This window comes from Nitrospirota bacterium (genome assembly GCA_023229435.1).
Taxonomy (GTDB): Bacteria; Nitrospirota; UBA9217; order UBA9217; family UBA9217; genus JALNZF01.
Genome location: JALNZF010000012.1, coordinates 54,561 through 81,437 on the forward strand (window position 1 = coordinate 54,561; position 26,877 = coordinate 81,437).

At 56.1% G+C, this 26,877-nt stretch carries 14 protein-coding genes and 1 riboswitch; all 14 genes read left to right on the plus strand.

Annotation, left to right across the window (positions count from 1 at the left end):
• Positions 1-84 precede the first annotated feature (84 nt).
• Entirely contained in the window at positions 85-2,004 is a 1,920-nt protein-coding gene (locus M0R70_09755; protein ID MCK9419650.1) for a tetratricopeptide repeat protein, read from the plus strand.
• 37 nt (positions 2,005-2,041) lie between these two features.
• A complete protein-coding gene (locus tag M0R70_09760) occupies positions 2,042-4,420 on the plus strand; it encodes a YfhO family protein (GenBank protein MCK9419651.1) in 2,379 nt (792 codons plus the stop codon).
• 39 nt (positions 4,421-4,459) lie between these two features.
• Positions 4,460-6,082 (plus strand): tetratricopeptide repeat protein, encoded by a 1,623-nt coding sequence (locus tag M0R70_09765; GenBank protein MCK9419652.1) that lies wholly within the window; start codon positions 4,460-4,462, stop codon positions 6,080-6,082.
• Positions 6,083-6,372: 290 nt separating this feature from the next.
• Positions 6,373-7,362: a hypothetical protein gene (locus tag M0R70_09770; GenBank protein ID MCK9419653.1), complete on the plus strand. Its 990-nt coding sequence runs from the start codon at positions 6,373-6,375 to the stop codon at positions 7,360-7,362.
• Positions 7,363-7,974: 612 nt separating this feature from the next.
• Positions 7,975-8,053: riboswitch (cyclic di-GMP riboswitch) on the plus strand.
• Positions 8,054-8,088: 35 nt separating this feature from the next.
• Complete coding sequence (locus M0R70_09775) at positions 8,089-9,393, plus strand: cytochrome C (protein ID MCK9419654.1); 1,305 nt, start codon at positions 8,089-8,091, stop codon at positions 9,391-9,393.
• Positions 9,394-10,033: 640 nt separating this feature from the next.
• Entirely contained in the window at positions 10,034-11,209 is a 1,176-nt protein-coding gene (locus M0R70_09780; protein ID MCK9419655.1) for a cytochrome C, read from the plus strand.
• A 342-nt stretch (positions 11,210-11,551) separates the two neighbouring features.
• Positions 11,552-12,952 carry a beta-propeller fold lactonase family protein gene (locus M0R70_09785; GenBank protein ID MCK9419656.1) on the plus strand — a complete coding sequence of 467 codons (1,401 nt, stop codon included), beginning with the start codon at positions 11,552-11,554 and terminating at the stop codon, positions 12,950-12,952.
• 3 nt (positions 12,953-12,955) lie between these two features.
• Positions 12,956-15,208: a hypothetical protein gene (locus M0R70_09790; GenBank protein ID MCK9419657.1), complete on the plus strand. Its 2,253-nt coding sequence runs from the start codon at positions 12,956-12,958 to the stop codon at positions 15,206-15,208.
• A 50-nt stretch (positions 15,209-15,258) separates the two neighbouring features.
• On the plus strand, positions 15,259-15,849 hold the full coding sequence (locus M0R70_09795) for a penicillin-binding protein activator LpoB (GenBank protein MCK9419658.1): 591 nt from the start codon (positions 15,259-15,261) through the stop codon (positions 15,847-15,849).
• A complete protein-coding gene (locus M0R70_09800) occupies positions 15,824-20,551 on the plus strand; it encodes an MBG domain-containing protein (GenBank protein ID MCK9419659.1) in 4,728 nt (1,575 codons plus the stop codon). The genes M0R70_09795 and M0R70_09800 overlap by 26 nt, the downstream gene beginning before the upstream one ends.
• Positions 20,552-20,728: 177 nt before the next feature.
• Positions 20,729-22,486, plus strand: coding sequence for a peptidyl-prolyl cis-trans isomerase (locus tag M0R70_09805; GenBank protein ID MCK9419660.1), 1,758 nt, complete (start codon positions 20,729-20,731; stop codon positions 22,484-22,486).
• Positions 22,487-22,516: 30 nt separating this feature from the next.
• Complete coding sequence (locus M0R70_09810) at positions 22,517-24,481, plus strand: cytochrome C (GenBank protein MCK9419661.1); 1,965 nt, start codon at positions 22,517-22,519, stop codon at positions 24,479-24,481.
• A gap of 10 nt (positions 24,482-24,491) precedes the next feature.
• Positions 24,492-25,823, plus strand: a complete 1,332-nt coding sequence (locus M0R70_09815; protein MCK9419662.1) for a cytochrome C — start codon at positions 24,492-24,494, stop codon at positions 25,821-25,823.
• 22 nt (positions 25,824-25,845) lie between these two features.
• Positions 25,846-26,736: an NHL repeat-containing protein gene (locus M0R70_09820; GenBank protein MCK9419663.1), complete on the plus strand. Its 891-nt coding sequence runs from the start codon at positions 25,846-25,848 to the stop codon at positions 26,734-26,736.
• Positions 26,737-26,877: the final 141 nt, after the last annotated feature.

The following is a 26,877-nucleotide window of genomic DNA, read 5'->3' on the forward strand; positions in this document are numbered from 1 at the left end:
TGAGAGATCAAAGCATGACGCCTTGCAGTCCGGTTTATTCAGTTATACTGTCCCATCGTTTGCTCAAGATTCTGGAGGTTAAGGGTGCAACGAACCCGGCTCGTTAAATATTCTCTTGCTGCTGCGACAGCCCTGCTGACGTTTATCGTCTATCTTCCGGCCCTTCGCAATGAATTCGTGAACTGGGATGATATGCGGTATATTGTCGAAAACCCCGATATTCGTTCATTCGATGCGGCGTTTTTTCGATGGGCGTTCCTTGGTTTCCATATAGGCAACTGGCACCCTCTCACCTGGATATCCCATGCCCTTGACTACGCAATCTGGGGACTGAATCCCCTGGGGCATCACCTGACGAACATCATCCTGCATGCAGTCAACACCGCTTTCGTTGTTGTGCTGGCCCTGAAGCTGCTCGATTTTATGAGGGAGCGGTCAGCACAGAATGGTGCCGCCTCATTCCTGAACAACCGGACGATCCTGATAGCGGCGGGAGCGACGGGACTGTTGTTCGGCATCCATCCCGTGCATGTGGAATCCGTGGCCTGGGTCGCGGAGCGGAAGGACCTGTTGTGCGCATTATTTTTTCTGCTGAGTATCATCTGGTATGCGCACTATGTGTCCTCTAAGACGTATAAGACCTATATGCTCACTCTCGGGTTTTTCGTCCTTGCACTGATGAGCAAGCCCATGGCGGTGAGCCTTCCCGTGGTGCTGCTGATCCTGGACTGGCATCCGTTCAGCAGGATCCGGTCTCTCAGAACAGCAGGGGTCTCTTTTGTCGAGAAACTTCCCTTTATCTTGCTCAGTATTGCGTCATCGGTCCTGACTATTCTTGCACAGAGGACGGAAGGGGCCATGGCATCAACTGAGGTCGTCCCCTTGTCCATCCGAATGCTCGTTGCGGCAAAATCCCTTATCCTGTATTTGGGGAAGATGATCGTGCCAATGGATCTGATCCCCTTCTACCCCTATCCGAAGGATGTATCGCCCGCCTCGTTCGCGTATCTTTCAACGCTTGCCCTGATGATCGCGATCACGGCGGCCTGCGTGATCATTGCAAAAAGAAATCGCTCCTGGCTCTCGGCATGGGGATATTATGTCGTGACCCTGCTCCCCGCGCTCGGCATTGTCCAGGTGGGGGCGCAGGCCATGGCGGACCGGTATACGTATCTGCCCAGCCTCGGACCGTTCCTGATCATTGGTTCAATCGCGGCCTGGACCTCGGCCAAAATCCAGGAACGATGGGGAGTGAGCAGACAACGCTTGTTGAACGCCGGAGTCCTGCTTATATTCGGTCTTCTGTCTTATGCTACAATACAGCAGACCCGGATATGGCATGACAGCGTAACCTTCTGGAGCTATGAACTGGAAAAAGAGCCTGATGCGAATATCGCCTATGTGAACCGGGGGGAGGCCTTCGCGAAGCGTGGTCAGTTGGACAAGGCGATCAGGGATTTCACAGAGGCGATTTCCCGAAAACCGTCCGATTATAAGGCATTCTACAACCGGGGCATCCTGTTCTCGAAATTGAACCTCGTTTCTCAGGCGCTGGCCGACTACAGCGAGGCGATTGCGCTGAAACCGTCGTATTATGATGCCTATAATAGCCGGGGCGCGTTGTATGCAAAACGGGAACAGTTTGACAAGGCACTTGCGGATTACACTGCGGCGATCTCGATCGATCCATCGCGCAGCCAGGCGTACATGAACAGAGGTCTGACGTATGACAGGGCGGGGCAGGTGGACAAAGCGCGTGCGGATTTCGATAAGGCGATAGCCCTCGATCCAAACAATGCCGATGCCTATTACAACCGGGGATTGTTCTTCAACAAGGCAGGAAGGCTCGATGCCGCGCTCGCGGACCTGGACCGGGCCATCACTCTGAATCCGGGAGATCCTGATGCCTATTACAATCGGGGGGTGGTGTTTCAGAAAACGGGACAGGTCGATAAGGCAGATCAAGACTTTCTGCTCTGGAAGGAACATTCTGCAAGTCAATAACAGCAATTAATTCACCGGGGAATACGAACAGTACAAAATGGATAAATTATATAAACAGAAAAGTCTTCTCTTGTTTCACAAGTTGTTGCCGGCAATTCAGAAGCACAAGCTTTCCTTCATATGGGTTTCAGCCATAGCTGTCGGGACACTCCTGCCCGCGGCACTGTCTCTCGCATCGGGCCACACGCTGGTTTGGCGTGATACTTCGAAACTGTTTCAGCCTATCCGGCCTCTCATTGTGGAAGCGTTGAGAAATTTTCAACTGCCGCTGTGGAACCCCCATGAAGCTCTCGGCATCCCGCTTTTCGCGCAAATGATGCATGGCGTCCTTCATCCAATATCAGTGATGGGGGCCTTCCTGTTTCCTCAAGCCGGCATGGATGTTTTTATTCTTATCTACATCATGCTTGCTGCCCTGGGGAGCGCGCTGCTGGCACGCATTCTCGGCGCTTCATGGGGAGCGGCCGCCATTACAGGCTTCGGCTACGGACTCTCGGGATACGTGCTGGGCATGGGCTCGATCATCCAGTATCTGTGCGCGGCCGCCAGCGCCCCGTGGGCTCTCATCGGATTGCGCATGGCAGGAGAAAATCGGCGCTTCGGGATTGTTGCTGCGGCGTCCGCCATTGCTGTCCTCCATTTTGCCGGAGACCCCGAGTGGTCGATTATAGCCATTATACTCGGCATTGCTTTGGCGATTGAGGCGGGCGGGCGGCGGGGTCTCATCTACGCATTACTCGGTATTGCGATCGGAACCGCGCTCGCCGGGATCCAGTTGATACCAACAATGGCATATTTCCGCGAAGCGTCTCGTGCCATTGAACTTGACCCCCTTGACCGCATGCAATGGGCGCTTGCGCCCTGGAGAATCGTCGAATTTATCGTTCCGGGTTTTTTTGGCAGTCCCGGTATAGGATTGGAAAAATGGTCTGTATTCATGTGGCTCGGCGGACTTGTCCGGTCCGGGTTCGAAATGCCCTTTGTTCCAAGTGTCTTTGTAGGGGCGGGCATTCTGGTATTGGCCGCAGCGGGCCTCTCACATTCACGCGTAACCCGAATATTCGGCATTGCCTCGCTCATACTTTTGTGGCTTGCGCTCGGGACCAATGCCGGGGCCGAACAGCTTCTGCATTACATTCCGATCTGGGGTAAATTTCGTTACTCGGAAAAGTTGGTTGGGCCTCTGACGCTTTGTCTTTCGATCCTTGCCGCGTTCGGCGCAGATCGGTTATCAAACCAACCTTCGCGGTTTCGGGCAGTTCTTGCGGGCGCTGCAGGTATTGCGTGCCTGCTCTTATCCATATTCATAGCGAATTGGCAGGGCTTCGAGCTATTCTTCCTGGAGACCGCTGCGCGTGATGCGGCTCCCTCTCTTCGACATAATCTTGCAACCGGGCTTGTGCATGCCGCTCTGATGCTCCTCGCGATCACATGCCTTATTGCCGCCGCCCGTCGTTGGCATCACGTACGGGTTCACTTCCCTGCGGCAGCTGCCGGGCTGGTTTTTTTACAATTGTCGCTTGCCGCTCCGTTTGCGATGCACACCGGGGAGCGCGCTGTCCGTGATGATCATCCCTTGTCACAGATTGCAAATACCGGAGAACTCCCAAGAATAGCAACACCGCTCGAAAGAAACTATCTTTACCCGGCAGAACTCAATCAATTCGATGCCCAGATCGGCGTTCAGTCGCACATGGGAGTGCCTTCCTATAATGTTCCGTCACACATTGATCAGCTGGACACCTATACCGGCTTACGACCCCGGCGTTTCGAATTGCTCCTCCGCACGTTATCTAAAGAGTTCGGGGTTCAGTCCGTTCTTGCCTTGCGGCGTTATGCAGTCACGCACATGATGATCAAGAATCCTTATTTTGAGGATGAAACCGCAGTTGCAAATGCAGCGAGCGCGGGAGGGGTGAAGGTATTAAACAACAATGAATGGGGTTTTTCGGGATGGAAGGTGCCTCATCGTCCCTGGACGTTTTTTGCGGAGCAGATGGTGATCGCCCGAGGTGAAAAGGAGGCACTCAATACCCTCGTTGAAACGCTGGAGCGCGGGGGATCAACAGTAGTTCTCGAAGATGCGCCGCAATCGAACGAGTTAGCCGCAGGACAGGTTCTTGATATTGTGCGAAGCAGCGACGCTTTAAGGATCGAGGCCACGTCCCGCGCCAACGGCATTCTTGTTGTCAACGACTCGTATTGGCCCGGCTGGAGGGCAACCATCGACGGGAAAGACGTGCCGATATGGCGCGCTGATTTCATCGTTCGCGCCATGCCATGGCCTGCGGGCCATCATGTGCTCGAGATGAAGTATGATCCACCGGAGGTGCGGATAGGATGGCTCATCAGCTTGCTTGGCGCTATCGCGCTTATTGCAGCGTCGGTTTTTGAGTTGAGAAGAAAACGATCATAATAGAAACATCGTGCGCAATTCATCAGGGGACAAATGATAATGAATACCTCGGTTAATGTACGTATCTCACAGAAGCGTACGCTGTTATCTGTTCTGGTAATCCTATTGGTCGCCGGTGGTATCTATGCCAACAGCCTTTCCAATGGCTTCGTCCTGGACGATGAACTAATTATCGCGGGTAATCCCGCAACCCGCCATTTGAGCGGCATCGGCGATGTGCTCTTTTCTCCCGATGTCATTAAACCCTATTACCGTCCCCTGAACCGCGCAAGCTACCTGATCGACTACCAGTTGTTCGGCCTCAATCCCGCCTGGTTTCACGCAATCAACATCATCATCCACGCGCTGAGTGCGGTCCTGCTGTATCTGGTCGCCTCCCGTCTGCTGGCTGACAACTACGCCGCTCTGTTCGCGGCGCTGCTGTTCGCGGTGCATCCCGCCAACAGCGAAGCGATCAATTTCATTTCAGCACGGAACACGCTCCTGGCGGGATGCTTCAGCCTTGCGTCGCTGCTCGCCTTCATGAAGGCCCGCGAGAAGGGCGTACGCCTGCCTTTCCTTTCGGCGTTTCTGTTCTTTCTCGGACTTCTCAGCAAGGAGACCGCGTTCATGCTGCTTGTAGTAATCGCCGTTTACACGTTCTCCCCGTCTCCCTGGTTTGTCGGGAAAAAGCTGCGGGACCGGTTGATCTCTCTGGTCCCGTATCTGGCCGCGGTGGTTGTTTATTTCGCGATGCGTTTCTATTCTCTGCAGGGCATGTTCGGGACCGACATCACCGGCGGAAATCTCTTCAGCCGTCTCGCGATGAATTATCACATCATTCCCCAATATATCGGACTGCTGTTGTTCCCGATTGACCTGACAATTTTTCATACAGCGTTAAAGGGAGGTTTCGCGACGCATCTCGCAATATGGATAGCGCTTTTCATTGCGGTCTGGCTCTGGCTGGTGGCGCGCCGGCGCAATCAAGCAGCCCTGTTCGGCCTGGTTTGGTGCGTGGTCAATTATGCGCCGATATCCAATATTGTTCCGATCCCGAGCGAGGCATTTACCGAGCGATTTCTGTACATGCCTGCGATCGGGTTCTTCATTATTGCGGGCGCGTGCTTTGAACGTCTTCAGGCTGAAGGCAGTCTTAAAAAGGCTGTAAAGCCCGTTGCGGTCCTTCTGTTGCTGCTGTGCGCCGCAATGGCCTTCCAGCGGAACCGTGACTGGATGAATGATTACACCCTGTTTGCGAGCGGAGTAAAGAACGACCCCGCCTCAGCTGAGGCCCGCTTCAATCTCGGCACTGCCCTTTTGCAGGATAAAAACGATAGCGAGGCGGCACGCCGGGAATGGGAAGCAGCGCTGAGCCTGGACCCCCGCCACGCGGATGCGCTTATGCAGATGGGGACCTATGCGGCAATGACGGGTGACCTGCGGAAGGCCGAGCAGTTTTACCTGTCAGCATTAGCCGCGCCTCCCGGCAGGAGCGACCCGGACAAGTGCATGGCGCATTTCAATCTGGGAAAAATTTATGAAAAGCAGCGGCGGCCCCAAGAGGCCCTGCAGCAATATGAATTGTTCCTCAACTATGTCAGCCTGCGCTATAATGAATATACGCCTGTTGCTGCACAAAGGGCGGCACATTTGCGTATTGGAGTTACTAAGAATAAGTAACCTAAGCAAATACCACGGAGAAGGCCACGGAATGTCACGGATGCGTTTTTGACTTTATTCAGAGGTTTGATGTGTCCGTGTCATTACTGCTTTCGGGTCTGCTTGAGTAACCGGATGTGGTGAAATCCCCAGACTGTTATGGCCTTATGACGAAATAATATTAAATGAGCAATGGCTTAAAGTAGCAATTTGTTGTTAAACAAGCCTTTTATTAAAATAATATTCGTAGCATGGCGGTTGCAGTAACATCAAACAAGAAACAAGCGCTTGTTCAAAAAAACAAATAGATTATGATCATAAAAAAGAGAGCACTCAAAACCCTGATCCTGGCATTCATCGTACTCGCGGCGATGTCAGGTGGGACCAGTATCGCCGGGGAAACTCAGGTTTCGGCTACCTACCTCTATACCCTGTCGAACTCCATGGGCATCGTCCCCTTCTCCTGGGTAAAATTGAGTGTCGATACAGCGAACGATGAGGTCTATGTTGTTTCCTCGAAGAAAGTAAGTATCTTCAACGGGACCGGTATGGAGGTGTACGCCTTTAATGAATCGGGAGATCTCGGCCTGGTCAGCGATGTCGCCGTGCGAAGCAACGGGGATATCCTCGCTCTGAGTTCCCGGTCCGGTCGCGTGGAGCTCATTCGATGCAACTTCCGCGGAGAACCGATAGCGACGATCGAACTGAAGAACCTTCCCGCTGAATATGCCGACTTCAGCGCCAACCGGATTGTGATCCATGGGACATCCCTCTATCTCGCCAACACAAATAATATGAAGGTGATCGTGACGGACGATGCGGGCGTTTTCCAGAAGGGATATAATTTGGCCTGGATCATCGAGAAAGAGCTGAAGGAAGAGGGCGCAGATGAGAGGGAGCTGGAAAGAGAGAAGGAGGACAGCGGCATGACCGGTTTCAACGTGGACGCTGAAGGGAGCATGCTCTTCACCAGCTCCATCGTCGCCAGGGTCTACCGGGTATCCCTCGATGGAAAGATGCAGGCCTTCGGCAGGCGCGGGAGCTCGCCGGGGAAGTTCGGCGTACCGGGCGACGTCGTTGTTGATGCAACGGGCAAATACCTGCTCGTATCCGACATCCTCAGGTGCACTATCCTCGTCTTTGACAAGGACTTCCGGTTCCTGACGGAGTTCGGCATTCGCGGCTACCGGCCGCACAATATTGTCGGGCCCCTGTACATGGCTGTGGACGCCAAAAACAGGGTCCATGTGTCTCAACTCAGGAACAGAGGCGTAAATGTGTATCAGTTCTCCGAGTTATGATGTGTCTCCGGAGGAGAACAAGCGAAAGGAAGCGCGAGAAAAGGTAAGAACGACAGCGGCAGTAAGTAATGCAGGTTGCCCCCATTTGTTCCTTCCAGAGAGAGAAGTTCATCCCCTCCGTCAACCTATAAAGAGCTTTTCACCGCGGCATGTTTTATCGCAACTTCTTTAAAGTCCGATCCCAAGAAAAAGAGCAATTAAACCCCGGCTTGTTTTTCCTCCGTGATTTTTGCGCCTTCTGCAGCATGCTCCCGTTATTACTGATTGCATAAACAGTTACATGGTGGAATCACCATGCTGAATCGGTCTTATCGCTAAGCATAGATTCTATAACTACGTTTTTAAGTGCCAACATATTGTTAAATAATTGTTTTTTGAAAGCAATTAAGTGGCATGCCGGTTGCAATACATAAGAGCAAATACAGAAAAGTCACTTGTGCATCAAGAACCCGGTTATCAAAGAAAATAGGATTTAAATAAAAAGAAAAGGAGGTGTCGTAACAATCCAAGTAGTAGAAACAGCTGTAGCGAAGTCAGATGAGAACAAAATGCAACAAGAAGTGGAAAACAGGTTGTTTGGTACAGCTGATAAAGTAATCAGCACATGAAGTCCTCCGAAAAAGGTAAACCCATCGTAAGGTGGGGACACAAAGACACGGGTCCTGATAAGCAGGATGGCCGGTTTGCCGGAAGAAAAAATTAAAAATTTTTTGGAGGAATACACTAATGAAGATCAAATTTAGTATTATCATGGTCGCAGCAATCGCGATCATATGCGGACTCAGCGGAACAAGCTTCGCGTTCCATAGCGGCGGCGTCGCAGAGTGCGAAGGCTGCCATTCGATGCACAACAGCTTCGAGGGTACGACCAACGTCACCGGCCGCACCTTTGCACAGGGCACGGGCCCCTATCTCTTGAAGGCCAATGACCAGGGCGGCACCTGCCTCAACTGCCACAACGCGGCTGATACAGTAGCCACCAGCTACCACATCTCCACGAACGGCATCACCGCCTATGACAGCACCGTACCGGTCGAAATGACCCCGGGCGGCGACTTCGCCTGGCTCAAGAAGACCATGAGCTTCATTGTTCGCGGCAACACCAATACCCAGGTCGGCGATCACAAGGGCCACAGCATCGTAGCCGCTGACTATGGCTATGCTGCAGACCCCGACCTTACCGTAGCGCCGGGCGGCACTTATCCGGCCGGCAACCTGGCCTGCTCCTCCTGCCATGATCCTCATGGCCGCTATCGCCGCGACGCAACGGGCGCCTATGCCACCACGGGTCTCCCGATCTTCAACAGCGGCTCCTACACCAGCAGCAAAGACCCGATCGCGGGCGTTGCCGCAGTCGGCGCATACCGTATCCTCGGCGGCAATGGCTATCTGCCGAAGTCCCTTGCCCTCTCCGGGACACCGGCCTTCACGGTCGATCCGATGGATGTCGTTGTTGCCTCGACCTACAACCGTTCAGAAGCAACCAGCCAGACCGGTATCGCCTATGGTAAGAACGTAGCTGAGTGGTGCGCAAACTGCCACACCGGCATGCTCCAGGGCACCTATACCTCCGGCATGGCAGGCCTTCGTCACCCGGCCGGCAACGGCGCCAAGCTGACCGCGGACATCGTGGCCAACTACAACGCCTATGTCTCCTCGGGCATCATGACCAACACAGGGAATGCGTTCAGCACCCTGGCGCCGTTTGCAACAGACACCAATGATCGTACAGTCCTCAAGTCAGCGGCTACAAACACCACGACCAGAGTTGCAACCACGGGCGACAACGTAACCTGCCTCTCCTGTCACCGCGCACATGCGACGGCCTTCGAGAGCATGCTCCGTTTCGCCTACAGCAACGAGTTCATGACCGCAGCAGACTCCACCAACGCCGCGATCTACGACTCAGTCAACGGCAAGGGCACTGGCTACAGCGTAGCGCAGCAGACAAATGCATACTATGGCCGTCCGGCCACAGCATTCGGGCCGAACGCCCGCGTGTTCTGCAACAAGTGCCACGCGAAAGACTAATACGCAGTTAGTTTCAACATGATGGTGTGTTCTCAAAGAAGGGCTGGAGAAATCCAGCCCTTCTTCTTCTAAAAATTATCATATTCAGTACTGAGATGGTTGTCAGGAGGAGGGAAGAGTCGTAATTAACCTTTATTAGCTGTTCCGAGGCATAAGCAGGAGTCCAGACCCTCTCTTGTCTCTTGAGGCTTCCGGATTTTTAGCTGAAACCCACCCCGCACTGAGACAAACCGCATTGAGCGTTGAGAACGATAGGAGTGATCGATGGATAATGTCATGGAAGCTGTTCCCCGGATAAGTACCAAACCGATGAGGACACCTGCTGTTCGATCGATCACCACTATGGATATGGTTTTCACGTTATCAGCCCGATTGATCACGATCCCTGTTTAGCAGCGATAGAGTAAAATATTGTAATTTAGGGTATGTTTGTGATAATATATTCACCTATCGTTAAGTTATGAGAGATTGCTGACGGGATATCCAACCAGCTGCATATCAGTGTCTTTGAAATTATTATATGAAAATTCTCAAGATTATCTTGGCGAGTTTGCTGCCTATGGCCTTTGTTATCGCAATGGAAGGCGGCTCAGCCGCTTTTCACGCGGGAGGCGTCGGTCCGTGCGAAGGTTGTCACAGTATGCATAACTCCGTCGACGGCATGCAGATCAATCCGCTTGCGCCCGCCTATCTCCTGAGACAGCAGGACCCCAGCTCCACCTGCCTGTCCTGCCACGAGCACGCGGGAGATCCCGGCCCCACGACGTACCATGTCAGCACGCCGGTCAATGAACTCCTGCCGGGCATACCCCCGAAGCAGCTCACTCCGGCTGGAGATTTCGGATGGCTTAATAAGACATTCTCGTGGGTTTCAAACCCAACTTCAGCCACGGCCTATAGCTATGGAGAGCGGCACGGGCACAATATCGTGGCAGCTGATTATATGTACGATGCCGACAGCACAAATACCACTGCCCCGGGCGGCACCTATCCCGCGAATAGCCTTGGCTGCATCAGCTGCCATGATCCCCATGGAAAATACCGGCGGAATCTGGACGGCTCAATAACGACGACAGGGCGTCCTATCGCCGATTCAGGCTCCTTCGCTTCCAGCCGCGATCCCGACAGCGGCATGTCAGTCGGTGTTTACCGGATGCTGGGCGGACAGAACTATCGGCCCAAGTCACTGATCGGCGGTCTGGCCTTTGTGAACGACCCGCCCGCCGCCGTGGCGCCGGACCAGCCCAACCGGTCGGAGGCAGCAACGCAGACCCGCGTTGCTTATGGGGCCGGGATGTCGGAGTGGTGCATAAACTGCCACCCCAACATGCAAGGCGGAGGAATGACGGGCCACCACATCGCGGGCTCCACGGCAAAGCTCGGCGCCGTGAAGGCGGACAACTACGCCAAATATGTCAAGACCGGCGATCTCTCGGGATCGTGGGCAACTTCCTATCTTTCGCTCGTTCCCTTCGAAGAGGGAACAACGGACTATTCAACCCTCAAGGCCCATGCAAAGACCGATGATTCGGTGCTCGTCGGTCCCAACGGAACGACCTCCCAGGTGATGTGTCTTACCTGCCACCGGGCGCACGCATCAGGGTGGGACCACATGACGAAGTGGAACACCGGGACCGACTACATCGTTTATAACGGATATTATTCTCAGGAGGGACAAGCGTATCAGCCCTACGGGCAGGGACGAACGGAAGCCGAAGCAACGCGGCCGTATTATGACAAACCCGCGGGAAAATTCGCCCTGAACCAGGACGCCCTCTGCAATAAATGCCATAACGGAAACTACAGGGGCATGTGATCATGGTTTATTGTTTTTTCGATGTGCTCTTTAAACATGTTTCCGCGAAGACGCGGGCCAGGACGCAAGGAAAATCTTTATAGTTAGCGCCTCTTGCACAAGTCCCCTTTCGTGTCACTCCGAACAAAGTGAGGAATCTTTAACTGTAATAGAAACAAAGATTTCTCCCGTTGGTCGAAATGACAGATTGATGTTGTTTAGACTTTTGCAAGATCCTCGTTATTCCTAAGTTTTTTTTTAAAACCTTTGCGACCTGAGCCTGTCCTCGAATGATTCCATCGGGGACGCCTTGGCCGTTCAACGAATTTTGTTCCGGCACATTCAGATTAGGGGAAAGCAATAGTGAAAGCGCTCATAATCATCGTGTTTGCTTCTCTGCTGACATCAGGCTGCGCTGCGCTTCCGTCAACGGTAAAGCCATTGCTCGAGGATGAGGGCGAAGTTTCCGTATACCTTGAGCCTCTTCCCCAGGCGGCGGCGAATTTGAAGTTCACGATCGACCGTCTCTCCCTCGTGGCCGGCGACGGCACGGAATTTCCCCTCCTCCTTGCCATGTCCGATATCCAGGGCAACGACGTGCGAAGACAACGGTTTCTTGCCGCGGGCCGCGTGCCTCCGGGGCAGTATAGCGGACTATCGTACGGGGTCGTAAAAGCCGCGCTCCGGGGTGAGGAAGGAGAGGCGGCCCTTCTCGTACCCGAAGCGCCGGTGAGGATCCCCCTCTCCTTTGAAATCGGCCGCAAGAAGGTTGTTGTCCTGTCTCTGTCGTTCCGGTACGAGGGGTCCGTCCAAAAGGGATTCAGCTTCACTCCGCAGTTCTCCCTCTTCATCCCCGGCATGCCGGTGAGCGGCCTGGCGGGGTTCACTGTTAACGGGGGCGACAACACCGTCACCGTCTTCGACAAAAAGGCAGGACAGGTCGCGGCGATCATCGCCACGGGCAGGGTGCCCGAGGCCATTGCCCTGGACCAGAAGGGCCGGCTGGCATATCTCTCCCTCGGGGAGGATGACGCCATCGAGGTGATCGATATCACGGATGGAACGTTCATCAACAGAGTGAACCTGAGGACCGGCGACGGGCCCCGCGAGCTGGCGCTGACTCCCGACGGAAAGCGCCTGCTGAGCCTGAACGCCCGCTCCCGCACTGTCAGCATCATCGATCCTGCCTCGGCGATCGAACTCAACAGGGTCCCGGTGGGAGAGGGGCCCCGCCGGCTCCTGGTCAGCCGGACCGGGGAGCGGTGCTACGTGTTCAACAGCCGTTCAGATACCATTTCGGTCATCGACATCGCCAACAGCGCCATCGTCGCGACGATCTCCACGGAGCCCGGCCCCTTGATGGGCCAGTTCAACCGCAAAGGCGACCGGCTCTACGTGGTCTATGAGGGGAGCCCCTATCTCTCGGTCATCGATCCCTCCTCTCTTTCTGTTGTCAAAAGGGTGTTTGTCGGCCATGGGATCAGCGTTATCAAGACCGATACCCTTACCGATCTTCTGTACGTCTACCGGGGCGGGGACTCGCGGATTGAGGTGTATGAGCCCTTCTCCCTCATCCCGATCGATTACATCCCGGCCGTGAGCGACATCGCGGACATGACCATCGACAGCGAAACGAACAATCTCTTCGTTGTCAGCGTTGAAAAGAACACACTTCTGTCCATCAGCCTGATGAGTAAAAAGATCGTTGCGGAAATCGATACCGGCGGGCGCCCGGCGTGGGTGGCGGTCATGGGGCAGCGATAGACCATGGGCCGGAACAATGAACATTATTTTATTGTATTCATGCTGTTCAACCTGCTTCTCCTGCAGGGGACGGCATATGCGGACGTCTTCACGGGGTCCGCGGAATTGTTCGAACAGATCGGCAGGACAAACAATGTTACGTCCGAGGGGCTGACGTCGGTCACCAAATCGACCTATTTTTTACAGCGGTATAAACTTGACTACCATAATTCGATCTATCCGCAGGTCTTTCTGCGGGCTGGAGTGCGTCTGGAAAAGCAGGCCGTAAACAGTGACCTGGACGGCTTCACGAGCAGGCAGCATTCCACTGTCTTGATGCCCTCGGCCGGCATCACGCTCGCAAATCCCTTTGTCGTTTTCGGGGCCGGCTACGACGAGCGGGATGAAAAGGTGGAGTCAGGGGGAAGTTCATTCAGGACCTTCCGTGAGACGAACAGCGCCTTCCTGGGGCTCAGGCCTGAGGGACTTCCCACGGTGGACCTCATCTACAGCGGACAGAAGCGGTATGACGCGGACCGCGCATCGATCGACCAGGAGAATCGGCTGTTTTCCCTGAATACGATGTACCGGCCGGTCAGAAGTGTACAGCTCTCTTACAATACCTCCTACGAGGACAACGAACAACATATAGCGCGGATCGAAACGCGCGTGCTGAGCCAAAGCGCGCGAGCAGGTTATGCAGACCGGTTTTTCAAGGATAGAATGTCTTTCGCAACCAATTACAATCTTACCCGTCAGGATGTGCAGTATACCAGGGCCGGCACGGGGGCGGTGGTCCAGACGCAGATCTTCCCCCTGGCCGGGCTCTCAGCCATTAATGACCAGCCGAACATCGGCGTCCTGAACTCAACTCCTGCGCTGATCGACGGCAATTTCACCGCAAGCAGCGGTATGAACATAGGACAGACCCCCTCCCTGGGGGGCGATATCAAAAAAAGGAACGCGGGACTGGACTTCGGGCTCCCTCTCGCAGTCAGCACCCTGTTCGTCTGGGTTGACCGGCAGGTTCCGGCCGATGCGGCCAATTCCTTTGTCTGGGAAATCTATGTCAGCCAGGACAACCAGACTTGGAGCCTCCATCAGACGGTCTTTCCCGCGGATTTCGGCGCGTTCGACAACCGGTTCGAGCTCTCCTTCGCCGGCGTAAGCACCCGGTACATCATGGCAGTGACGAGGCCGCTGTCCGTGGCAGTCGTCCCGCCGCCGGGCGTGGATGTAAGCAATATTTTCATCACCGAGCTCCAGGCCTTCAATGACCAGGCCGTCTCGCTGACCGCCGGGACCGCGAACAAAACAGCGCTGAACTCAGCGTCCCTGGACGTGAACACGAAAGTGAATATCATCAGGAGCGACCGGTATGCGCTCTTGTACGACCTCTATTATGTGGAGAGGACTGCTGATCAGACAGGACAGCCTTTGCGCCGCGCGAGCACGCTCACCAATGCCCTTATTGCGAACGAGAAGTTCAACAGGGTGCTTACCGGCAACGCCAGGATCATGCGCCAGGACGATAATGCTGTGGGCGAGGGTTCGTCGACCACCTATGATTACGCAGCCTCCCTTACAGCCTCGTGGGCGTCCCTCCCGAAGCTGAGCCACATTGCCGTGCTGTCCGGAAAACGGGAGGATTTTGTTGACAAACATATTGTGAAGGACTCGGGAAGCCTGTCGCTGACCAACACCGCCGAGGTCTATCCGGGAATCAACGCCTATCTGGGCGGCATAGAGACCCTTGTTTCATCGAAGTCGGATGAGGCGATCGTACACACTGAGAGCTCCCTGGTTTCATTCGGCACCAACATGGTTCCCCACAGGACAATGACCGTAAATTTAAATTATGACTGGTCGGAAGCGGTACAGTGGGGAAGCGACGCAAGCCTTGTGCCTGCCGGCGTCGCGGTATCGAGAAGACAGAGCATGCTCGCAAGCCTCGCCTATAACCCGCTCGGCAGCCTCTATCTTTTCAGTTCGATCCAGAGAATTGAGGAGAAGGGCAAGGAAGGAATCACCTCCACCGTCTTCAGCGGATCGTGGTCGGCCCAGCGCACCGGAGGCGCTCTCGAACTGCGGTTCAATTACGCCGATTATGTCGAGTCCGAGGCGAGGACGAGGACGCGCAATTACGGTCCGTCGGCACGATGGAAGATAAACGCGAGTGCCTTTCTCGAAGTCGCATACACAATCGCGACCATTGATTCTCCGCTGAATACTCAGGAATCGACTGCCCTGAACGCCAATTTTAAAATGACCTTTTGAGGATGCCTGCGCGAAAAAACGGATCTCATAGGCGAACATTGGAGAAAAAAATGAAGAACTACAAAAATGGCGGGAACCTTCTTTGCGTGACCGTACTGCTGGCTGTTATCATCACCGCGGCCGGCTGCAAATCCCAGTCTCTGGAGGTGTATCGGGACCAGAAAATGGACATAGGATCGATCTATACCGTTGCCGTCATGCCTTTGGTGAACCTGTCGAGGGACCAGATGGCGGCGGAACGGGTGCGGGATGTGTTAATAACCATGCTCCTTGCCGACGGTCGCGTGTACGTGATCCCGACCGGAGAGGTCGCCCGGCAGGTCTCCATGGTCGGGATCTTGAATCCCTCCCTGCCCACGAACGAAGAGGTCATAAAGCTCGGAAAGGCGCTGAAGGTCCAGGGGATTCTAACCGGAATGATTAAGGAATATGGTGACGTGAGAGCGGGCTCAGCTACCGCGAATGTCATATCGATAAGCATGCTGCTGACGGAAGTCGATACCGGGAAGGTCGTCAGCTCCGTGTCATCCACGAAAGGCGGCATCGGTTTTTTTGAACGCCTTTTCGGCGGAGGCGGCGAACCGATGAACGTTGTTACGACAAAGGCAATTAAGGATGTCATCAATAAACTTCTTCAATAAAGAGCGGTTGCTCGTCGTTGCCTGCGCCCTCTGCCTCGTCGGGCATGCGGCCTCCCTGCAACCCGCTTACGCGGTCGAGACCCTGCGCAAGGCCCCGGCGAAAGTCACCCTGAGTCCTCTCGCTAAGATCCACGAGGGAAGCGCCAGGGCAGGCATGACCATTGCCAGGGCCCCTCAGGCGATAACGTTTGACCCGCTTGAGACACGGCCCTACAGCAAGACGCCGTTCTTTCTTGCCGCCACGGTTTCCAGCGGCCTCCGCGTCACCTACACAAGCTCCAATGCCGCTGTCGCAACCGTCAGAGGCAACAAGGTGACGATCACGGGCGTCGGAACGACAGAGATCACTGCCTATCAGCGCGGAAACAGGAACTACCATGCGGCGGAGCCGGTAACGCGGGCTCTGACGGTGAACAAGGCCAAAGCCAAAGTCACCCTGAGCCGTCTCGCTCGAACCTACGACGGCGCGCCGAAATCCGTCAAGGCCTCGACGAACCCGAAAGGCCTGGTCGTGGGCATCGCCTACGACGGGAATGCCTCGGCGCCCGTCAATGCCGGACGATACACGGTGACAGCCACGGTCCGGGACGCCAACTACGAGGGAAGCGCCGAGGCCGGCATGATCATAGCGAAGGCGCCTCAGAAGATCGCCTTCAATGCCCCGACCGCGCGGACATACGGCGATGCGCCGTTCGATCTGGTTTCCACCTCGTCCAGCGGCCTCACGACAACCTACGCAAGCTCCAATCCCGCTGTCTCGGTCATCAGCGGCAATAAGGTGACGATCACGGGCGCGGGATCGACCGTGATCACCGCTTTTCAGGGGGGGGACGGCAACTACCTTCCTGCGAAACCAATGCAGCGGATACTGACCATTGCGAAGGCGGAACAGACAATTGCGTTCGATGCCCCAACCACCGTGACCTACGGCGTCCTTGATTTTTCTCCCAAGGCATTGGCGAGTTCGGGCCTTCCCGTGGTCTACGAAAGCTCGGACCCCTCGGTGGCCGTTGTCGTCGGAAACCAGGTCCATATCATCCGCGCCGGCGCATCGACGCTCATTGCGTCGCAGCCGGGAGACGACAACTATCTCGCGGCAAAGCCGGTAACGCAGGCGCTGACGGTGAACAAGGCCAAAGCCGAAGTCTCCCTCATCGGTCTCGATCAGACCTATGACGGCGCACAGAAGCAGGCCGGGGCCAGGACCGAGCCTGAAGGCCTGAGCGTCACCCTGACCTACGACAAGAAGGCAACGGCGCCCGCGAAGGCGGGCAGCTACGCGGTCATCGGCACGGTTCGGGACACCAACTACGAGGGAAGCGCCACGGCAACGCTGAACATTGCGAAGGCTCCCCAGACGATAGCGTTCGATGCCCCGGTCACCGTGACCTACGGTGTCGTTGATTTTTCTCCCAAGGCATTGGCGAGTTCGGGCCTTCCCGTGTTCTACGAAAGCTCGGACCCCTCGGTTGCCGTTGTCATCGGAAACCAGGTCCATATCGTCGGCGCAGGCGCATCGACGCTCACTACATCGCAGCCGGGAGACGACAACTATCTCGCGGCAAAACCGGTAACGCAGGCGCTGACGGTGAACAAGGCCAAAGCCGAAGTCTCCCTCATCGGTCTCGATCAGACCTATGACGGCGCTCAGAAGCAGGCCGGGGCCAGGACCAAGCCTGAAGGTCTGAGCGTTACCCTGACCTACGACAACAAGGCAACGGCGCCCGCGAAGGCGGGCAGCTACACGGTCATCGGCACGGTACAAGACGCCAACTACGAGGGTAGCGCCACGGCAACGCTGAACATTGCGAAGGCGGGTCAGACGATAGCGTTCGATGCTCTCACAACACGCACCTACGGCGACGGGACGTTCGTCCTTGCCTCCACGGTGTCGAGCGGCCTTACCGCGAGCTACGGGAGCTCCAATCCGTCTGTCGCGATTATCAGCGGCAACCAGGTGAGAATTGCGGGGGCTGGAACTGCCGAGATCACTGCCTATCAGGATGGAGATGGCAACTACCTTGCCGCAAAACCGGTGATGCAGGCGCTGACGGTGCATAAGGCCAAAGCCGAAGTCTCCCTCATTGGTCTCGATCAGACCTATGACGCCACACAGAAGCAAGTCGGGGCCAGGACGGACCCAAAAAACCTGAACGTTGTGTTCCTCTACGACAATAATGCAACGGCGCCCGCGAAGGCGGGCAGCTACGCGGTCGTCGGCACGGTACAAGACGCCAACTACGAGGGCAGCGCCTTCGCAACGCTGACCATTGCGAAGGCCGGCCAGAAGATCGCCTTCGATGCCCCGCTCACCGTTACCTACGGCGACGCCGACTTTTCTCCCGGGGCAAGGGCGAGTTCGGGACTTCCCGTGTTCTACGAAAGTTCGGACCCGTCAGTGGCCATTGTCGTCGAAAACCATGTCCATATCATCAGCGCGGGCTCATCGGAACTCATTGCGTCGCAGCCGGGAGACGACAACCACCTTGCGGCGGCGCCGAAAAAGCGGAAGCTGGCGGTGAAGCGGGCCGCTCAAACGATAACGTTTCCCGCCCTTGAGGCAAGGCCTTACAATAAGGTCCCGTTCTCTCTTGAAGCCGCGGCGTCCAGCGGCCTGACCGTTGCTTGTGAAAGTTCGAATGACGATGTCGCAACGGTGAACGGCAACCAGGTGACGATCAGGGGTGTTGGTACAACGACGATAACGGTGTTTCAGTCAGGGGACGGCAATTATCTGGCAGCAGCCCCGGTGAAGCAGGTCTTGACGGTGCGGAAGGCCCCCGCAAACGTAACGCTGGGCGCTCTGAAGCACATCTATGACGGGAAGCCGAAATCAGCGGCGAGCGAGACCAGACCGGCCAGACTTTCCGTGACGTTCACCTACGATGGAAGTGATAAACCGCCGGTCAATGCCGGAAGCTACTCGGTCGCAGCCACTGTCCGGGAAGACAACTACGAGGGGACCGCCACCGGGACGATGACCATCGCGAAGGCCGCCCAGAGGATCACGTTCGATCCCCTGATCACGATGACCTACGGCGACAGGCCGTTCTATCTTTTTTCCGAGGTGTCCAGCGGTCTCATCCCCGCTTATGAAAGCTCGGGTCCCGCTGTTGCGATCGTGACCGGCTCACGCGTGACGATCGTGGGAGCCGGGACCGCGACCATCACGGCTTCCCAGGCCGGGGACAACAACCACCTTGAAGCGGAACCGGTGGGGCGGACATTCATCGTGAAAAAGGCCCCTCCGCTGATCACGCTGAACGGTCTGGAGCACAGGTATGATGGAACGCCAAAACCGGCTGCAAGCATGACCTCACCCGCCGGCCTCAGCGTGCACATCACCTACGATGGAAATCCGGTTGCCCCCGTCAAGGCGGGACAATACGAAGTGATTGCCGCGGTCCAGAACCCCAACTATGAGGGAAGTGCGTCAGGCACAATGTCCATAGCCAAGGCGTCCCAAAAGATAAAATTACCTGTCCTTGGGGTCAAAACCCTGGGGACCGGACCCTTCGAGCTCCCCGCCGTGCTGCCCAGCGGCCTTGCTGTTGACTACGAAAGCTCCGATCCGACCATTGCGACCGTCAGCGGCAACCAGTTGACGGTCAGGGCCGTCGGGACCGCGACGATCACCGCATTTCAGGAGGGGGACGGCAACCACCTGCCGGTAGAGCCGGTGATGCGGCCGCTGATCGTGCTCGCTCAAAAGCTCCGTATCGTCGTATTTCCCGTGAAAAATCTGAGCGGGAGACCTGCGCCCCTGAAGGAGATCCGTCAATCGCTCATTGAGGCGCTGGCCCGCCGGGGAGACGTCGTACTCGACGACGAAGCGATGCTGCAGTTCATGACGCGTCACCGCATACGGTATACCGGCGGCGTCGATATCCTCACGGCCAGGGCGTGGAGGGAAGAGACGGGAACGGAGGCAGTACTCATCGCCTCGGTGGACCAGTATAAAGATTCCGAGGTGCCGAAGATCTCGCTTACCTGCCGTCTCGTTTCTACCGGGGAGATGCCGCGCATCCTGTGGATGGAGAGCATCGGATTGTCCGGCGACGATTCACCCGGTCTGTTCGGAAGCGGGTTGATAGGGCAAATCGGGCCCCTCCAGAACAAGGCCATCAAGCAACTCATGGACTCCCTGTCCGCATTCTACGCGGATAGAATATCCCCCCCGGCGGAAAAGGGCTGGGTCATGGAGGTATTCAAACCAAAGAAGTCCTCTGAAACGCCGTTTATCGATCCCGACCGGACCTACAAGGTCGCTATCATGCCGTTCTACAACAGTACCAAGAACTCGAATGCCGGCGAGATCCTTGCGCTGCGGTTCATGAGCCAGCTGGTCAAGAACGGGGCCTTTGATGTCCTTGAACCCGGCGTGGTCCGGCAGAAGTTCCTGGACTACAGAATCATCATGAATGACGGCATTGCCAGGGCCGATGCGGAAAGTTTTTTTATCAACCAGAAAATGGACCTGATTCTTATGGGCAAGATCATCGACTACCAGGAAGGCAATCCAGATATGGAGTTCGAAGTGCAGGTCTATAACAGAAAAAGCAAGTCAATGGCCTGGTCGTCGTGGAGCTACAATCGCGGCAACGATGCCATGCTCGTGTTCGACTGGAACCGGGTGAGCAACGTCGCAGAACTGGCATCGCAGATGGTAAAGACCATTATCCGGGACATGATGACGGAATGACGCATGGATCGATACCCCTGAACGATGAGGGGCACGTGCAAGGTGTGGTGTTTTTGAGCAGAGTGTGGTAATATTCTCCCTTCCCATGAGGCGAAGGCAGGCATCGCTGAGGGCAAAGGCATTGTCCGGAACATAATGAATGACGGAATGACGCATTAATCAGGAGGTAAGGAATACATGAAAGCAAGGTACGGAGTACTGGGTTTATTCTTATTGTTGGGTATGGTTGCGGGGAGCACGGCATCGGCCCTTGAGGGATCGAAGCCGGCGGTTGCCAGTCTCGGCACCGGCACGACCGCACCGGAGGGGCCCCAGGTCTTGGTGAGGGCGCCGCTTTTCTCGCCCCTCTTCGAACGGATACCCCTCGCCGCGGTCAACGGCGATCAGATCACCATGGGTGACGTCGCGAATGCGCTGGTCGCCTCCCATGAAGAACAGGACCCTGCGAAGAAGCAGGGCGGAGGAAAGCTAGATTATGGGAAGGTCCTGGACCGGCTCATCAACGTGAGGCTCATCGTACAGGAATCGACCGCGATCGGATTTGACGAGCTGCCCGAATTCAAAGCCTCCGTGGAGGACTATTCGACGCAGGCCCTCGCAAGGCTCCTGATGCAGGATGCCACGAAGGACGTGAAAGCGGACCCTGCCGAGGTGGAGAAGCGCTATAAAGCCGCCATGGTAGAATGGAAGATAAAATCGATTTTTTTTGAGAACGAGGACGACGCCAAGAGCATGGCAGATGGGCTGAAGGCGGGAAAGAGCTACGAGGAAATGGCGGAAAAGGCCATTGCCGATGGAAAAACGAAAGGGGTCCAGGAGGGAAGTTTCGTGAAACCCAAGGATCTGGCCCCTCACATCATGGCGGCGGTTGCCGCGATGGAGACCGGATCTGTCAGTCCCATCATCAAAGCGCAGGGCGATAAAACCAGCGGATTCACGGTCCTCAAGCTCGTGGAGAAGCGATATCCCGAGAACGCCGAGACAAGAGATCAGGTGGAGTGGTCGGTTCTGGCCGAGCAAAGGACCCGGGCGTGGGAGGAGTTCAAGACATCACTCGTAACGAAATACGTGAAGATCAATAAAAGGACCCTCGACAAGCTGGACTACGACGGGTCCATCGATAAGTTCCCGCGGCTGCTGGAGGACGAGAGGGTGGTCGCCGAGTTCAAGGGGGGAAAGCCGATCACCGTCGGCGAGCTTACGCAGGCGCTTCAACAGAAATTCTGGCACGGAGTGGAGGAGGCCGCCAAGTCAAAAAAAATCAACAAGATGAAACAGTACACCCTGTCCGAGCTCATCGGGCTGCGCGTAATAGCAAAAGAAACGTCGGAGCGGGACCTCGCTAGGAGAGAGGAATACCTGAAGGAGTTCAAGCAGTATAAGGACTCAACCCTCTTCGGGCTGTTCGTCGAACGGGTGGTCCTCCCCGACATTAAGGTGACGGAGCCTGACCTGCAGGCGTATTATGAGAAACATAGGCTGGAATTTCAGTACCCGGAGATGGTGAAGATGTCCAGCATCGCCTTCGGGAGCAAGCGCGCTGCCGAGGCCGTCCGCGCGAAGCTGGCAAAGGGCACGGACCTCGCCTGGGCGAGGAGCAACGCGGAGGGAGTCGCGGGCAAGAGCGAGGACGACCCCCTCTCCTCCCTGAACGGAAGCATCCTGTCCGTGAGAAGCCTGCCCCCCGGCATGGCCAAGGCCGTCTCAGGGAGCCACGCGGGAGAGTACCTGCTCTATGAAGGGTCCGAGGACCGGTTCTACGTTCTGTCCATCGAGGCGATCATACCCGCGAGGCAGCAGCCTTATGATGAGGTCAAGGAGGAGTTTCGGGAGAAGGTCTTTCAGGAAAAGTTCATCCAGGCGATGGATGACTGGTTTTCCAAGCTTAGATCGGCCAGCAAGGTAACGGTCTATCTTTCGGAAACAGGGAAATAACATCTTGAACACTATGATCAGGAGATAACGATGCAAAACGTTTCGATAAAACAGCGCGTCTTTGCCCTTGGAGCGGTCTTTTTTCTGTGCGTTTTCCTGCATGCCGCGATCGGGACGGCGGCGCAGCAATCCGCCCGCAAGGATTGTCTGGACTGCCACACCAAGTTCTCGGAAAAGTATCTCGGGATGAAAAATGTTCATGCTGTCGTGAAGGAGAAACATTGCGAGGGCTGCCATCTCCGCCACGGCCTCGTGGCCAGACTGATCCTCAAGCAGGTCGGGAACGAGCTCTGCCAGTCCTGTCACACGAAGGACAAGATGGGCATGAAGCCGATCGTGCATACGGCCCTGAAGGGGGGGAAATGCACGGACTGCCACAACCCGCACGCCTCCCCGATGGACCATCTGTTGAAGGTGGAGGGAAAGGATCTGTGCTATCAATGTCACAAAAAAGAGGACTATGAAAAGAAAACAGTGCACGCGGTCCTGAATACAAAGGGCTGCGCCGCCTGTCACTCTTCCCACAGCGCTGACGAGAAGAACCTCCTCGTCAAGCCGGAGACGCCCCTCTGCCTGTCCTGCCACGACAGCGGCAATTCCGCGTTCAGGAAGGCCCATGGTACGTATCCCGTGCAGACGAAAACCTGCACAACCTGCCATAATCCCCACTCCTCGGACCAGCCGAAGCTCCTGAAGACGAGCGCGCACAACCCCGTCGTCACCGCGAGCTGCGACATGTGCCATAACGCGCCGAATACCGACAAGGCCTTCGGCGTGAAGGAAGGCGCCATCGGCGCTCTCTGCGGCCAGTGTCATATGTCCGACGACCTGAAGGCAGGCGGCACGGTGGAGCACATGCCCTTTAAGGACGGGATGTGCGACCAATGTCATAATCCCCACGCCTCGGAGAACCCCAAGCTTCTGAATAAAAGCGTCAACAAGCTCTGTTTCGACTGTCATGCGGACAAAGGGGCACGGGTTGCCTTCCCCCATGCGGCTGTCGAACAAGGGTGCCTGTCCTGTCATCTGCCCCATGCCGCAAAGAACGAGCGGTTGCTGAGGGCAAAGACGAGCGACATCTGCTTCACCTGTCACGAGAAAGTGAAGGAGGCGCAGAAAGCCAAGCACGTCCATTCGCCCTTCGCCGAGGCCATGTGCACCACATGCCATAATCCGCACGGTTCGAACTTCCCGCTCATGTCCAGCAACGGCATGGACAAGACCTGCTACTCGTGCCACAACGACGCGGAGACGGGATTTGCGAAAAAAACCGTCCATGCGCCTGTGCGGGAAGGACGGTGCCAGTCGTGCCATGACGGCCACGGCTCATCAGAGGGGAAGATGCTCATAGCCCCTGCGGGGCCGAAACTCTGCGGACAGTGCCACGGCGACCTTATGAAAGAGTCAAAGGACAATATCGTCCATCAACCCTTCGGGAAAGGCCTTTGCCTGGATTGCCACTCCCCCCATGCCAGCGACAACGCGGGTATGATCGTCAAGGACCAGGGGTCCCTCTGTCTTACCTGCCACGCGGCAATGGGGAAGCAGATCAAGTCGTCCGCGGATGTGCATAAACCCATTGAGACCGGCATGTGTACGAAGTGTCACAGCCCCCACCAGGCGAAGCTTGCCAAACTGTTGTTGGCGCAGTCGCCTGATATCTGCCTCGCCTGCCACAAGGACCTGAAGGAGCGGATAGAGAAGGAGAACAAGCACCAGCCCGCAGCGGGCGACTGCCTGACCTGCCACCTGCCGCACCTGTCGTCGCAGCGGAGGCTGCTCTCCGACGCGGTGCCGTCGCTCTGCCTCCAATGCCACGAAGCAACGGCAGCTTCATTCAGGAAGGCCCACATCAATATTGACGCCGCCGTTATGGAGTGCACAAGCTGCCATGACCCCCATGCGTCAAAGGACCCGAAGTTATTCAAGAAACATGTGCATGCCCCCTTTGCGGGCAGATCATGCGATGAATGTCACATCGTAAAAACACAATAGAGGAGCACGTATGAAACTTCGAACCAGTATCGTCATAGTGGCCCTGTCGGTAATATGCGCCGGTCCCGCGCCCCAGGCTTATGCGGCGAAGACGGCAAAACCGGTGAAGGCCGCGGAGGCAAAGAAAGCAGGCACTGAAACCATCGAGAGCAAATTCAACCTGAAGCCGGGCGCCGCTCAAAAGGTCTGCCTGACGTGCCACCCCCAATTCGAGGACCTGCTGAAAAAGCCCTCGGTCCATACCCCCCTGAAGAGCCCGGGCTGTATCGCCTGTCACAGCCCCCACGCGTCAAATTTTCCGAAGCAGCTTTCGGCGGAAGTGGGCACGATCTGCCTGACGTGCCATGCCGGCATCATGCCGAAGGGCGCGCGCAGCACCCACAAGGTCGCTCTTGAAGGCAAGTGCGTTTCGTGCCACGATCCGCACGCTTCGGACAACAAGAACAACCTGCGCAAGGCGGGAAACGAACTGTGTTTCGATTGCCACAAGGACAAGGGCGAAGAGATCAAGCAGCTGAAGTTCAAACACTCTCCGGTGGAGAAAGGGTGCATAAACTGCCATAATCCGCACGCTGCAACGAAGGCGGCTTCCCTCCTGAAAAGCGAGGTCCCGGAACTGTGCAAAGAGTGCCATGATACAAAGAAGCCCCTCTTCGTCAAGCAGCACATGAATTATCCCGTGGCGAACACACGGTGCACCATATGCCACAGCGCGCACGGCTCGAACCGTGCCGGGCTCATCTATGACACGGCCCACAAGCCCTTCGCGAGCAAGAGCTGCAACCTGTGCCATGAAGGCCCGACAGCTCCGAACCCGATCGCGTTGAAGAAAACGGGTTTTGAATTATGCAGGGGGTGCCACAACAATTCGATCAACGACATGTTATCCAAGAACCGCCTCCATTGGCCGGTGCTGGGAAAGGACGGCTGTCTTAATTGTCATAATCCGCACGCGTCGCCGCAGGCGGGCCTCCTGAGAAAGGCGCCGGTCCAGCTGTGCGGCGGCTGCCATGCGGACACGATCCGACGCCAGGAGCTGTCGGTGACGAAGCATAAGCCGATAAAGGACGGGCAGTGCATGTCGTGCCATGTCCCCCATGCCTCCGACAACACCTATTTGTTCATCCAGGCATCGCCGGTGGATTTGTGCGGGACCTGCCACGACTATATGAAACATTCGACCCATCCGGTCGGTGAAAAGGTGATCGACAAGAGAAACAAGAACCTGACCGTGCAATGCCTGAGCTGTCATCGGGCGCACGGCACGGAATTCAAAAAAATGCTGCCCTTCGGGACCGTAGCTGAACTTTGCACGCAATGCCATACTGAATATAAGAGGTGAAACCATGCGAGGAAACCCTGTGATGCGATACGCTGCATTGATGATTCTGCTCCTGCTGCCCATGCACGCCTTCGGGGAGGAACAGCAGATACGATTTAAACATGACCGTTCACTCTATGCCGACGACAAGGGAGGCGGTTTGAACCAGCCGGAGGGCGTCGCCTGCAGCAAAAATCGACTGGTGGTCGCGGATAGCGGAAACGGCAGGCTCGTCCTCTACTCGATCGTCGACGGCGAACCCCGGGGAGGAACGGAGATCCGTCTTCCCCAGGTGGTCTATCCCGCGCGCGTTGCGATGAACACGAAAGGAGACCTGTATGTGCTCGACGCGCGGCAGCGAAAGATCGCGCGTCTCACCGCGGAAGGGGTCTTTCAGCACTACGTTGACCTGGCGAGCGGACCGACCGTGGCCATGGTTGTTCCCGCCGGCTTAAGCCTTGACGGCAATGACAATCTCTATGTGCTCGACATCGGCGGTGGAAGGATCATGGTCTTCGGGGACGATGGAAAGTTTCAGCGGCAGATCTCCCTTCCGAAGGAGTATGGTTTCATCACCGACCTCGCCGTGGACGCGAAGGGGACGATTTTCCTGATCGACAGCGTCAGCGCCATTGTATATTCAAATGCCAAAGCCCCGGCGGTTTTCGCGCCGATCACCGCAACATTGAAAGACGACTTGAAATTCGCCTCGAACATTGTAGTAGATAACAAGGGACTCCTGTTCATCAGCGATCAAAACGGCGGCGGCGTCCTCGCGGTGAACCAGGACGGAACAAGCCGGAGGCTTTTCAGTTTGGGATGGAAGGAAGGAATGCTCCGGTATCCCTCGCAGCTCTGCATCAATCCGGACGGCGATCTGTATGTCGCGGACAGGGCAAACAGCCGGATCCAGCAGTTTACACCGCTAAAATAGATCGCTGTTGTTCCGGCAGAAACTTAGTTTCGCAGTATCTAGATCACGCCCATGCCATGCAGGCCTCACTGAAACCACGGTCAGTGAGGCCTTTACTATGCAGGGACATCGTTCACGAATGCCATGCGGGATTGTTCCTCC